The following is a 12423-nucleotide window of genomic DNA, read 5'->3' on the forward strand; positions in this document are numbered from 1 at the left end:
ATCTTGAACATGAGCGTTCTTCGGGCAAAGCCCAAAAGAACGATCACCACCTTCTAAAGAAGGTGGTTTAGGGCCAGAAAATAAAAAATTTTATTTAAACTGAACAACCCACCCAACTAGAAAGCCTTGGGAAGCGGTATTATATGCGAAAACATCACCGTTATCGTAATCCACCCAAGTGGATTTATAGGCTAGGTTAAGATCCGACCAACTATTTATTTGGTAGCGCACACCTGTTAGCACTGAGCTTGTAAAATCTGTGTCGCTTCCAAGCCCGACATCGACGCTCGCGTGAAAATGCCAATCTTCACTAAGCGAGTTCGTCCACCGAATTCCAACCAGATAATCGATCCAGTCTTCATCGAGCGATTTCGCTTTGTCTAGAGCACCTCCCTGTGTATAGAGTTTGGCGTCGATGTCGTTGTCCCACCAACGGATTCCAGCCATATAGTCTATGGCGCCAACCTCGTACTCAACGCGCTTGAATCCTTTGGCTTCAAGCACACCTTGGCGGATGTCTACGTTCCCTTTCAATAATTCCAAGTTAGTGTTCAACACTGCATCGGAGTGACCACTGAGCTTCATAAAGCTGTAATCAACGTAGTAACCCCATTGATTGGCGTAAATGCCTTCAAGGCGCAGCATTGCTCCCATATCGATATGATCCATGATGAAAGCAGGATCAATATTTACATCAGTGGAGAGACCTCCAATTCGATTGTCTCCCCGAATGTTCAATGCCAATGCATAGATCTCCATGCTGTGTCGCCATTGTGAATGAGCCTCTGCTTCTGATATATCGCTAGCATCAGCAGAACATGCAGCCCAAAGTATACCGAGACAAAAAATATTCCTTTTTTCCACCTGCTACTACCCTCTTATGTGAGTGTTGACTCATATATTTAAGGTAGTTCATATTTGTAGGACTGATCAGAAAACCCCCTTTTTGTGTAAAAACCTCTGACATACAATTGACAATACGCATCTAGACTGACCGGTTTGTTTTGTTTATTGTGTATGGAAATCAACCACGAGGTGATGTATGAAATATGATCTAACATCAGTGCAAATGGAAAATGCTCTTAGCTTTATGAAGGAAGCATTTACAGCTAACCCCATGCCAAGTCAGGCGAGCAGAATCAAGAAACTAATGAGGCTTAAGTCCGCGCTAATCGAATATACAGACAAACTTTGCACAGCTGTCAGCCTAGATTATGGATACCGAAGCCAATTGGATACATTGATGGCAGACATCGTGCCTTGTATTGGCAATATTGATCATACGATTGACTGCCTACCGCATTGGATGACGTCGTCAATTCGCCACCCAGGTGCCTTGCTTTCTACGTCTAAAGTTGAAGTAGTTTACCAACCTAAGGGGGTGGTTGGGATTGTTACACCATGGAACTTTCCTATTATGCTGTCCGTGGGGCCACTAATATCAGCGTTGGCAGCAGGTAACCGAGCGATGATAAAGATGAGTGAATTTACCCCATACACCAACCAGGTGTTGGGTGAAATGCTCGCAACGGTATTTGATCACAGTGAAGTTCAAGTTGTGGAGGGTGAAGCAGATATCGCAGCATCGTTTACGGCGTTAAATTTTGATCACATGTTGTTTACGGGATCAACGCAAGTTGGTCGTCACGTAATGAAAGCCGCTGCGGCCAATTTAACGCCTGTTACTCTTGAGTTAGGCGGAAAATCGCCGGTGATTGTGGCGGAAGACATGCCGATCAATATTGCGGTAGAACGCATTATTTATGGCAAGAGCCTTAACAATGGGCAGGTCTGCGTAGCCCCGGATTACATATTGTTGCCAGAGAGCAAAATTGAGCACTTTATTGATGAGTACAAATCTCGGTACCAAAGCTTGTTTGTTGAAGGAGTGTATTCGAACAACCTGACCTCAATGGCAAACCAAAGGCAGTATGAACGCATCATGGCGTTGCTGGATGAAGAAGAGCAGGCAGAAACTCGAATTGAAGCCTGTCATAGCGATGCACTTGATCCTAGTAACCATAGTCTAGTGACCCACTTATTGGTTGAACCTAGTTTGACCTCTACTGTTATGACAGAAGAAATTTTTGGCCCTATACTGCCAATTATCGGGTATCAAAATATTGAAGAGGCGTTTTCCATCGTCAATAGTAAACCTCGACCTCTCGCATTATACCTGATGACTTTTGATCGAGACTTGCAAGCGCAAGTGAAAACCAGAGTTCATTCCGGGGGAATGTGCATCAACGATTGTGTGTTCCACTTGGCTGTGGATGACGCACCGTTTGGTGGCGTTGGAGAATCTGGGTTAGGACATTATCACGGTAAAGAAGGCTTCTTAACTTTCTCTCATGCTAAAACCGTAATGGAAACAGGCTTGGACCATAGAGTAAAACACTTGTTTTCAGCGGAAGATAAACGAATTGAAAGCAGCAGTCATGAATATGTTTGGAAAATAGCAAGTGATTTAAATTAAATTTCAGGTTTATTAATATGTTAGAGCGATTTTTTGAAAAAACGATCAAATCCTATTTGATCATCACAGGTCTACTGACTGCCACTGCATTCTCTACGTTTTTGGCACCAGAGTGGAGCATGAAAACTTTGTTTTCCTACAATGACGTCATGATGATGAATAAGGAGTACTTGCAAGGAACCTATCAGCATTGGGGAGTGATGGTGGGTTGTATCGGTGTTCTGCTCATGTTCTCGGCGAAATACAAGCAGCTTAGAACCTCAACAATGATTTACAGCGCGTTCGAGAAATCCATGTTTGTTGGCATTTTCTTGTACAACGTTTGTATCAATGATTACCAAATGGTTTTACGGTTGGAGTGGTGTATTCGCGCTCGATGCGTTCGTCACAATTTATTCGTTGGTCTACCTGTATTACTACTTGAATAGAGATAAAACGAAAACCCCAGCTCACCTTCGTTGATCACCTTGCGAAAAAAAGCCCGCTGTCGGTGCAACGTAGTTCACTTAAGAGGAGCTGCGTAGCGATTAACAGGGTATCGGGTCTTTGATATTTTTACCGCCCTAGGCCGATTTGGCTTAGGGCGTTTGTCTATAAAGAGGATAGATAAATCTCCTCGAAGGCTCTTTAAGCGTTTCGGCGTGTTACCTAAAGACACCGCTTTACTCATCATTTTGAGCTGGCTGGCTATAAATTGGCAAGCGTACTTAAAGCTGATTTCATTAGGTAAGCGTCCGTGTTCAACGGCAGCTTGACTAGCTTCTCGTCTCACCAAGTTATAACCAAGTAATAACCCCCACAGCTCTTGATAGACGAGTTCGACTGTTTTGCTTCTCAACACGGCGTTGTTGATCAAATCAGCTTAAAGAACAACGACGCTATATATAGGGCTAACCGTTAGCTTCTGACAGGCATACCTAGTCCTATGACTTTGTTTATTGCTTTGACATTCGCCATGATTTCGCCCACTTGAGCGTTGTAACATCTCAAGCTCAATTTTCCGCTTGTTAGTCCTTTATATCGGGACATTGCAGTTTCAGATATTGACCGATAGTGATAACCAGATTGGGCTTTCCACTCCGAGATTGTCCCATTTTTCAAGGCGGTTACTGCTTCGTTTCTGGGATGGCCATCTTCCCAAAGGGCTGCATTCTTTCGAGGCGGTATCAACGGGATACTACCTTTCTTTTTCAAAGTCTCGTGGCAATTTTTGCTGTCATAGGCTCCATCAGCAGATACGGTAATGACCTTTCTGCGTAGTGGGTTGAGCAATGTAGGAAGCACTTCACTATCGCCAACATTGACAAGGCTAACTTCAGCACTGATAGCTTCGTGGGTATCTACATCAACAGCTAAGTGCAGTTTGCGCCATGTTCTGCGCTTTTCTGCACCATGCTTTTTCACTTTCCCATTCACCCTCACCAAAAACTTTGAGACCTGTCGAGTCAATGGCGATATGGCGAATAGCCCCTCTAGATTTATTGCGATATTTGACCTGAACTGTCTTCGAGCGTTTACTGATACAGGTGTAGTCAGGGGACGTCAGCGGAACATCTAGTAACTTGAAGATCGAGTCGATAAAGCCTTGAAGTGCACGCAATGGCAGAGAGAAGATACCCTTTATCATCAAAGCCGTTTCAATCGCTGTATCTTGAGTACTGAAAGCCTCTCCCACGCTTGCCATGATGGGTTTTGCATTGCCATGCATCTATGGCGGAGTCATCTATCCAGAACGTAACCGAACCACGTTTGCACAGAGACGTATTGTACTCCGCCCAGTTAGTTATCTTCTTCTTCGCTTTACCCATATCACCACCAGTCTAATCCTCATAAAGGATCAGATCGCAGGACTCGGAAAAGGTTCAACTGACTTAGGCAACAACGCCATTTAATCAAGTTGATAAATCCGAGGGCTGGTAGAATTACTGTCGACACTGCATGGCTTAACAGGCATTCGAATATATAGGTCACAAGCTATTCCATACGCTATGTCATTGGGCTGAAAGGCGTCATCTAACGAAATTTAGAACTTGGATTGCCTCTAAATAGTTCATCAACCGTCAAGGTCAATGGCAATTTTACGGTTGGCAAAAGATCATGAAAATGGATTTCAATACCAGAATACTTTGCAAAGAAAAAGTCAAAGAGGCAAATTAGTAGTTCTTGGCATGAGCCTAGTGAGGTGAAAGTTACACACTGGGTTCTTAGGAAGAGGGCACTTGGTAACAAGTGTCATCCACCTGATAGATTGAATTTGTCAAAGTTGCTCCCAACCAGAAAAACACTAGTTTTTATAAGAACTCCGCTTCCTTTCATGACTCTTATCCATGGTATAGTGTGGTTCACATCCAGAATAATAACTAAAGGCAGGAGCTTAAAGTCGAGTCGTGACTTACGAGGTCTAGTACAATCTGTGTCAATAATAGCCTCTACTTAGTCAATTACTGTCAATAACTAGGGTAATTAACTTTTGTCAATGTTTTTTATTAGTTTTGATTGTAAAGTTATGATTTTTAAAAAATAAATTTATGTCAATATCTTATACACCTGCACGTTACCAAGCAGAGAAGGAGCACTGAGCCCTTTTTAGTTAGAGAGGATGGCAAAGAGAGGCTTTTTACTCCCATTGAACATAGCAGGCTAAAATCAGTCCCAGAGTCCCTCATCAATGGAGTGTGTATGACTGTTGCTCATCAAATCCTAGGTCAAAGTATCGATTACCTTCAAGGAAAGTTACCTATCAAATCTCTAGTGGAACAATTGATGACCAAACTCGGTTTAAAGCCATGTATGTCTGAGGATATTGGGTTAGATCGCGTAGCTATCTAGAAGCTAGGGATTCATTAATCAATCAGTGTATTATCTATAATTGGTTAGCGAGGGGAGAACTATGAAAAAGCTAGTTATAACAATGGGTTTGATGTTGCTTGCATCGACCGCAAACGCGACAACTACAGAGGCAGTAACTAAAGAGTTTGGTTTGGATATGGTCGATTCTGTAGTTGAACTTCAACTACAGACGGCATGTGGAACTCACATTTCAAGTACTGGTGCGCAAGTTTTAGTTGTTGATTCCGACTGCATTTCAAACGTGAATGAACTACTCACCACGTTAGAGACAGAGCCGAGTGCAACTCCACTGGTGAGTAAGGTTAGTGCGTTCATGGATGCTAACAACATCCCGAAAACGCTTTAATGGGGGAAAGGAGCCCTTTTGCTGAACTGCAAAAAGTAACGGAAAGACCAAGGCGATCAATGGGGTGATAGCTTTGAAAGACGTAAGACTAACGACGAGGGAAAAGAGCATCACCCTTTAGATTGAGGTCTGGAAAATCCACCCTGTATATTTTCATTGTCTGGAAAAGGATTGAATTAATGACTAAGCAGTGGACACATGACGAGTTGTGTAAAAAAGCGGTTGCGTGGTTAAAACGACCCCATAGTGCGGGTGGTTGTGGATGCCCTAACGCTTACTCAGAAGTTAATTCAGGCTCTAATGGTGGCGAGATTGTAGATGCCATTGGTTTAAAAACAGCGTCCGGTACAGAGAGTGTTGTTGTAGAGGTTAAGGTATCACGTAGTGATTTCTTGGCTGATAAAAAGAAAGCGTTTAGGCAAAATTCAGAGCTAGGCATGGGTAATTTCCGGTATTACATGTGTCCTGAAAATCTCATACGAGAAGATGAGTTGCCGCCTAAATGGGGATTGATCTATATAGGTCGGCGTGGCAAGGCGACAGTGATTTCTGGTCATAGAAAAGGGAGTAAGAAAGAGTGGTTCTTTGAAAGTAATCGAGATGCAGAACTAGGTATGGCGTCATTGCTACTCGCTAAGTCAGGTGATTTTGAACATCTAAATGATGTATCTAGACTGAATCAGCGCTTAGAGGCCAAGGTGAGAAAGCTACAAGTTAGACTTGAAGAATTAGAGCGTCCAATTAGGCATGAGGAACTAATTCGAGGGCTGGATGAGATGGCTACATCACTCAAACCCATTCCAAAAGCTGTAGGTTAATACTCTGGACTTTTCCAGACTTTCAGTGCTAGCAAACCTGTTTTGACTAGCGAATATTAGTTTTTCTGGGAAACCTGCGGAACGTTGGCCTTGCCTAGTTTTCCAGTGTTAGTCCAGATAAGGATATAAAGGGTAAAAATGATCACTGATGGCATTAAACAATCCGACAAAGCTAAGGTTTTTGATTGGCTTGTTGAAAGGCTTGAAAACGGCACATTAGAGATGCTGTTTAAAGCTGACGACTCGGACGGGTTAGAACACTTCGATTCAGTAAGTAGTTTTAATGGACTCATTAATGAAATAGCAGTTTCAAGTCAGCACCTGGCCAGAAAGAAATCGGCTAAATATGTAGTTTTAACTCTTGGTCAATTCGATGACATTAGAGCTGAAATATACTCTAGCTACTCTCAATCAGGCTGCATGGACGAGGATGCAGCGCAAAGCGCTGTACGAGCTTACCGCTCCATGACCAAGGCTGAAGGAGCCAACTTGATTTCACCATTACGTTAAATTATCAAGTAAGGATGTAAAGGATAGGAAGGTTATGCGCAATGAGTAGAGAAGCATTTGAAGCCGCAATTATTGTGCTTGCAGGGCAATCAGAGGCTAAACAGCCAAGTGGTTAACAGAGCTGGTTAAAGGTTACTTTTAAGAGGAAATGAAATGGTTAACAAATTTTGGCTTTTTGAATTAGGCATGTTGGTTTGGCTGGGTATTGTTATTTACGGATTCTTTACCGCTTGGACGTTACCACTTGTCTCAGCAATTACCATTTTAACGTTGGTTATGAGTGCCCATATGTACCGAAAAAATAAGCAGGACGATTCTTAGGGGGATAGAATGCCGAAATCAATACTACTCATCATCTCTTTTGTTTTGGCTTTTTCGTTGGTTTTATCAAGCGCAGCATTCTATATGTCGTTCGATGTTTATACGAAAGCGAAAAATACAGAACGTCAGCAAATGTGTGAAAAACAACAAATCATGGACTTCTTTGAGTGCATGAAGGGATAGAGGGAAAAGACGATGTCAGACAAAACATACAGCTTGCGAGCTTTGTATCTAGGTACTTCTGATGATGGTGTCAAAGTGCAAAGCCCATTCTTAGAAAATTGCGATGTTCAAGACACTTTAGATGCTTTCAAGAAAGATAGCATACCAAAAGATACAGCTCCGTTCTTTATCGACTTATGGGAAGATGAAGAAAGTACATTGGTAGAAACTATTGGGGTTTCTGAAGATACATACAAGCGCATTACTGGTGAAGAAGTTCTAACTTACTCCGATTATGAACAGGCTCACCAACTACGTGAAGACGCCATTTTTGGGGCAATGCAAGAGGTGTTACGTGAAAAAGGAATTGAAGTACCAGTTAACCCTGCATCTGAACAATTTGATGCTGCGCTAGCTGTTCATAGGTTCAAGAAGAAAGATCATGTTCTTGTTGACGTTAATGTTGACGATTTGCAGCTTGATAATGGTGAAAGAGTCTAACGGGGGAAATTCATGTTCTGTAGAAAAAGAAAGCGCCTACTCAAAAAGGTACACAAAGCAATTAAGTTACGTGCATCAGAGTCTCAAATTTATATGATTCGCAAAAATCATGGTCGTCAACTTTGTTTACAGAATCTATTAAACAAATAACGAAGGGAAAAACGCATGTCTGATATGGAGTTTACTAAATACTGGACTTCTGAGCGTGCTCGAAAAAAACAAACTGCACTGACAAAGCTTTCCAATGGCTTACGCAAAGAAGTTCTTGATAACCCCTTAGCAAATGAACTGTTTGAGCGTGAAGAAATCGAAGCAATCGAAGTTGCAGTTCAAGCGCTTAGTCAAGTAAAGCGCAAATTTGCGCATATCAAAGAGAAGAAAGCTCGCCGTGAAAAGCGCATGGACGAAGAGCTTACGGCCATAAAAGCAATATGCAAGAAACACGCTGCTCAGATTTTGGATTCTCTGAACCCAAACCATGAAACCTTCACTAAGGAGCAGTTTTGCTTGTGGGTGACGGCATCTAACTATACTCGTATGCGACTCGTTCCTGAGTTATGGGAGTTAGATATTAACCATAATATCGACAACCATCATTTGGACAGTGACCATACACTCCGTCAGCGTCATGTTGGGAGTATGCGCGATAAGGCATTAGAAGCTTTAGAGGAATGTTTAGATCGAGCATGGACGTTTTCAGTCAAGGAAGATGCTTGGGTGGCCAGTGTTCCAATTAAGGAAGCCGTGGAAACTATTCAAGCACTGACTAAGAGCAGTGAGTATTCAAATGTTGAAAAACGATATGCTCACCTAATCGAACCATTGGAAGCGTTTAACCGAGAGGTTGAAGCGGTTCAGCGTCGAAAAAACATTAAATCGGTATAACGAAGGAAATGGCATGAGTATTTCATTTTTTGGTTCACTTTTAGTACCTCAGTCAATGAGTGAAGAAGATGCTCAGGCGCTACAGCGTGAAATCTCAGAACGCGATGAGTTTGATGCGATACAAGTGCAGAGGGATGTTACTCGCAAAGCTACTTTCTTGTTTGAAGGTGAGCGCACTATTGAATCAAAAGGGCTTGAATATCCTGATGTTATGTTAGGTGCTTGGTGTGATACTGGTGGAGGCTCATTTTTCTATGAACCTGCCTACAAACCTATAGCTTACTTTCTGAAAGAGCGTGGTTACAACGTTCTAAGTTTCCATACGACTATTGAAAGCTAGTCAACAAGCCAAGAACCAAGGCGCAAAATGAAGCCACTGAAGCACTGGCTCTAAGAAGTCGAGCGAGTAGCCACAGTAACCAGATTGCTCTATTAGCGAAACCGATAGACACGTATCGGTACCGCTAAAATTGTTGATTACAAATGCTCTTGCGATATTGGCGTCTTACGATACGACCCACAAGCACCGCGTATCGATACTCACAATCAAATTCCTCACAAGTGTACGCATTGCGGTTTAGTAGCATATTTTGCACACGCTTATCCGTTTATCGAAGCCGATGGAAAGCGATTTGTGCATTGGGATGCGATGAGAGGTTTTAATCTAAACAGTGATCGCGAGGAATAATCAATAGCTGAGCACTAGGCAATGACTCGGCTTATGATATTTCCAGGACTTCAGGGCATTACTTCACAATAGTTAAAACAGAGATTATGATAGTAGGTATCCACTTTATGTATTGCATGAAAGTGGGCACAAAAAAAGCCACCGACTGCAATCGGTGACTTTGATGTAAGCTTACCTCATCATGAGTTCAAGTAACTGGCTGATAGCCAGAGCGAGATTGAGTAGGGCGATTAACCATTCAATCGGCATATGCTTCTCCTTCTATGTTGGTTTGCATTGAAAAGACCTTAGCGACCGCCATCGTTGAGGTCTTTTTTCTTATTCGCTTCCCAGTTTACGGGCTTATTAAAATTTCCAAAATTTAACGTGAATTTACTTTAGCATTCCTTCAAAACACTTTATTCATAAAAGCCAGCCATTTTAGACGGCGTTTTTACTTTCAGGGTTCTATCAAAACGAGCGCACACTGAATCAGGATAATCCCAGGCTCATCAAAGACGCGACCATAATTGGGTTAGTCTCATAGTTTTTGGAAATCTTTGACCGACTAAAGATGCCTTGGGCCTGCTGCTGTAAAAGTCGCGGGTGCGTCATGCGATTACAGGAATCAGCACGCCCTCATTAGCCGTGCGTTGAGGGGAGACATGCTGCAAGTGAGGGTTGAGTTTTTCTGGAAAACCTCTTCATAGGAAAGATCAAATATTGGACAAGATGGTATTTGATTGCTTGGATTGCATGAGGCGGGGTCAATAGACCAGTCAATTTTTGCTTATAGAGCTTCCTTGGAGTTAGGAAGATTGATAAGCGCTGGCGCAAATGGGCTACCTAGAAACCACCAGCCTCGATAATGTGTTAACACACACAGATGGTTTTGTTAAGAAGCGACCTAGTTTATTTCTTCCCAGAGCCATTCGTTGCCGAGAAAGCGTGTCAGTGCTGCTTTTCCTCGACAGGGCTTCTTGTAAAACCTAGGGCACCATCCATCGAAACTTTCGGTTCCATTCGATCTAAACTCGGGTGTTACAGTCAATACCCATTCCCCATCTTTATAATTCAGATGAAAAGTGTGGCCATCCAGTTCTTGTGTTTTGAAGCTCTTAGTTTTCATATGGTCAGGAATGACAACATTCACCGGCATGTAATCACTACCTAATTTTACCTTTGGTTTTTTTGGTGGCCATATCAAGCAGATTGGACATAATCATTTGAGGTAAGCCAACTCTGGATGCTTGTCTAAACTGATTAATCTGCTGACGTTGCACCCCATAGAGCTGTGCCAATTGGTTGTCATTCTCTACATCGTGCAGCTTTAGTAGTTCATCCACAAGCTGAGTGTTGTTTTTTGCTTCTTTCATAAGATAATTCGACTCTCTGGCTATCATTTGTAATTATTATAGATACATGAGTTAAGCGATCAAGGAGTATTCACATTAGCTTTCTCTCTAGCTCGCATTATTCCTGGCCACCAGCGCCCACTCACCTTCACTTTTTCTAAAAAAGTTTATTCGGGTTGAAATGTGGCCCTGCAATTCAAGTCATTAGACAATCTAACGGTTGAATCTGTGATTCTTGTCTTTTCCGTTGTAAGTCGGCTAATCGAACACAATAGGTTTCACTTTCTTTAAGTCTTGGTTTCCTCTGTATTTAACACAGTGAGGACAGACCCAATTCCCTTTGACTTTTTCCCACCCTATCGCTTTAGCGGATTTTACTATGTCTTTGTATGTTAGGAGTACGGAACTTTGGTTAGCACTACCTGACATTTCACCCACCCCGCGATTATCGTGGCTCCAACACCTAGAGGTTTCAGGGAGTCCATATTTATTTTTACCTCCAGTGTAAAGCTCATCGGCATGGTCTTCGCAAGACTCTTCACACCTTAGCTCAATCCAAACTGACATAACTGAGACTCCTATTTCGCGTTGTTGTCGTCAGACATTTGTGTTAATGGTTGCTGGTTTTGCTGAAAGACTTACCAGTCACACCTCATTAGGCTGGGGCACCGTGGATTAGAAAACGTATAGGGAAAGGCAGTTTCTATACACTTCATGCGCTTCCATTTTGGTCACACCATGATTGGCAAGCTCGATTTCTGCACTTTCCAGATCTCCAGTGCCGAAACATTCGTGTTTTTCTAACACATAGCGAATGAACTTACTTCGTGTTGGTGGTAGCGCATGCTTGCACTGCTCAAGTAGGTTGGACTGCATAATGTTATTCCGTTTCAAATCTTAGCGATTAATTAGCCTGAGCTAAAAATGATAGGTTATGGCCGTTATCTAACTCTGGGCACTGCGGATCTAGAATCCTGGCCAGAGAATCATTGACACACATAAGAACGCCCAAAGATTGATTCTCTGTTAGGTTGATGCCGATTAACTCTCCTACACCTTGACCATCTTCAAATACACCACTTTCAGATTTTACAATGGCATGATGCGAACTTTGCCAATCAATGTCTGAACCAGAAATAACCCCGTAGGATAGTTCACCAGTTAACCCAATCTTGCTAAGAGCTAGCTTATACATTTCACTGCTTGCAAGCTGCTTAGCTTCATTGATTGATGCATCACAATCAGATTCACCCGCTAAGTAAACAGGCTTACCATTTATCAAGACGGCAATGTGATCTGTGTTTTTAACAAACTCTGACGGTGTGTAAGGGCCAGTTGTAATTGTTGACTTCACTAGCAATTCTTTTAACTTCGCTTGATATTCGTTCATAGGTAACCTCGTGTTTGTTTTGTTCTTGATTGTGTAATTATATTATTTACATCGCTTATGTCAATAAAATAATTACACGCTTGCAAGTGAAATACTTCAAACAAGCCAGTTGAATGTTTTACGAAAGCTGGAATTCTGAGCT

General features: G+C 42.3%; 14 protein-coding genes and 5 pseudogenes. 12 read left to right on the forward strand and 7 right to left on the reverse strand.

All coding sequences use genetic code 11. The features are described 5' to 3' along the window. Positions 1-90: 90 nt before the first annotated feature. Positions 91-798, reverse strand: coding sequence for a hypothetical protein (locus CTT30_RS22825; RefSeq protein WP_370689718.1), 708 nt, complete (start codon positions 796-798; stop codon positions 91-93). A gap of 244 nt (positions 799-1042) precedes the next feature. On the opposite strand from CTT30_RS22825, the pseudogene CTT30_RS22830 reads away from it, so the two are divergent. After that, positions 1043-2459: pseudogene (locus tag CTT30_RS22830) on the forward strand (coniferyl aldehyde dehydrogenase). Between the two features lie 34 nt (positions 2460-2493). Continuing rightward, positions 2494-2938, forward strand: a pseudogene (locus tag CTT30_RS22835) (hypothetical protein). A 40-nt stretch (positions 2939-2978) separates the two neighbouring features. Here the strand turns inward: CTT30_RS22835 and CTT30_RS22840 are convergent. Both CTT30_RS22840 and CTT30_RS22845 read right to left on the reverse strand, forming a co-directional pair. After that, a pseudogene (locus CTT30_RS22840) lies at positions 2979-3326 on the reverse strand (IS4 family transposase); the annotation flags it as partial. Positions 3327-3373: 47 nt separating this feature from the next. Beyond that, positions 3374-4284, reverse strand: a pseudogene (locus CTT30_RS22845) (IS5 family transposase). An 80-nt stretch (positions 4285-4364) separates the two neighbouring features. On the opposite strand from CTT30_RS22845, the pseudogene CTT30_RS22850 reads away from it, so the two are divergent. The 10 genes and pseudogenes from CTT30_RS22850 to CTT30_RS22895 all read left to right on the forward strand — a co-directional run. Next, a pseudogene (locus CTT30_RS22850) lies at positions 4365-4655 on the forward strand (group II intron reverse transcriptase/maturase); the annotation flags it as partial. Between the two features lie 500 nt (positions 4656-5155). Then, a complete protein-coding gene (locus CTT30_RS22855) occupies positions 5156-5305 on the forward strand; it encodes a hypothetical protein (protein ID WP_252037873.1) in 150 nt (49 codons plus the stop codon). A gap of 61 nt (positions 5306-5366) precedes the next feature. Next, positions 5367-5672, forward strand: a complete 306-nt coding sequence (locus CTT30_RS22860) for a hypothetical protein (protein WP_252037875.1) — start codon at positions 5367-5369, stop codon at positions 5670-5672. 179 nt (positions 5673-5851) lie between these two features. Continuing rightward, complete coding sequence (locus CTT30_RS22865) at positions 5852-6490, forward strand: hypothetical protein (protein WP_252037877.1); 639 nt, start codon at positions 5852-5854, stop codon at positions 6488-6490. 138 nt (positions 6491-6628) lie between these two features. After that, a complete protein-coding gene (locus CTT30_RS22870) occupies positions 6629-7000 on the forward strand; it encodes a hypothetical protein (protein WP_252037879.1) in 372 nt (123 codons plus the stop codon). 153 nt (positions 7001-7153) lie between these two features. Beyond that, positions 7154-7321, forward strand: a complete 168-nt coding sequence (locus CTT30_RS22875) for a hypothetical protein (protein ID WP_252037880.1) — start codon at positions 7154-7156, stop codon at positions 7319-7321. A gap of 9 nt (positions 7322-7330) precedes the next feature. Next, complete coding sequence (locus CTT30_RS22880) at positions 7331-7504, forward strand: hypothetical protein (protein WP_252037881.1); 174 nt, start codon at positions 7331-7333, stop codon at positions 7502-7504. Positions 7505-7516: 12 nt separating this feature from the next. Beyond that, the gene (locus CTT30_RS22885) at positions 7517-7984 is read left to right on the forward strand and encodes a hypothetical protein (protein ID WP_252037884.1); all 468 of its coding nucleotides are present in this window, start codon (positions 7517-7519) and stop codon (positions 7982-7984) included. A gap of 165 nt (positions 7985-8149) precedes the next feature. Beyond that, a complete protein-coding gene (locus CTT30_RS22890; protein WP_252037886.1) occupies positions 8150-8869 on the forward strand; it encodes a hypothetical protein in 720 nt (239 codons plus the stop codon). Positions 8870-8882: 13 nt separating this feature from the next. Beyond that, positions 8883-9209 carry a hypothetical protein gene (locus CTT30_RS22895; RefSeq protein ID WP_252037888.1) on the forward strand — a complete coding sequence of 109 codons (327 nt, stop codon included), beginning with the start codon at positions 8883-8885 and terminating at the stop codon, positions 9207-9209. 1493 nt (positions 9210-10702) lie between these two features. Here the strand turns inward: CTT30_RS22895 and CTT30_RS22900 are convergent. From CTT30_RS22900 to CTT30_RS22915, 4 genes are all read right to left on the reverse strand, one after another. Continuing rightward, positions 10703-10912, reverse strand: a complete 210-nt coding sequence (locus CTT30_RS22900; RefSeq protein ID WP_252037889.1) for a hypothetical protein — start codon at positions 10910-10912, stop codon at positions 10703-10705. 237 nt (positions 10913-11149) lie between these two features. Next, positions 11150-11458: a hypothetical protein gene (locus tag CTT30_RS22905; RefSeq protein WP_252037891.1), complete on the reverse strand. Its 309-nt coding sequence runs from the start codon at positions 11456-11458 to the stop codon at positions 11150-11152. 108 nt (positions 11459-11566) lie between these two features. After that, a complete protein-coding gene (locus CTT30_RS22910; protein ID WP_252037893.1) occupies positions 11567-11767 on the reverse strand; it encodes a hypothetical protein in 201 nt (66 codons plus the stop codon). A gap of 28 nt (positions 11768-11795) precedes the next feature. Beyond that, positions 11796-12281 carry a hypothetical protein gene (locus CTT30_RS22915; RefSeq protein WP_252037895.1) on the reverse strand — a complete coding sequence of 162 codons (486 nt, stop codon included), beginning with the start codon at positions 12279-12281 and terminating at the stop codon, positions 11796-11798. Positions 12282-12423 lie beyond the last annotated feature (142 nt).

The organism is Vibrio coralliilyticus (assembly GCF_024449095.1).
In the GTDB taxonomy this organism is placed as follows: Bacteria; Pseudomonadota; Gammaproteobacteria; order Enterobacterales; family Vibrionaceae; genus Vibrio; species Vibrio coralliilyticus_A.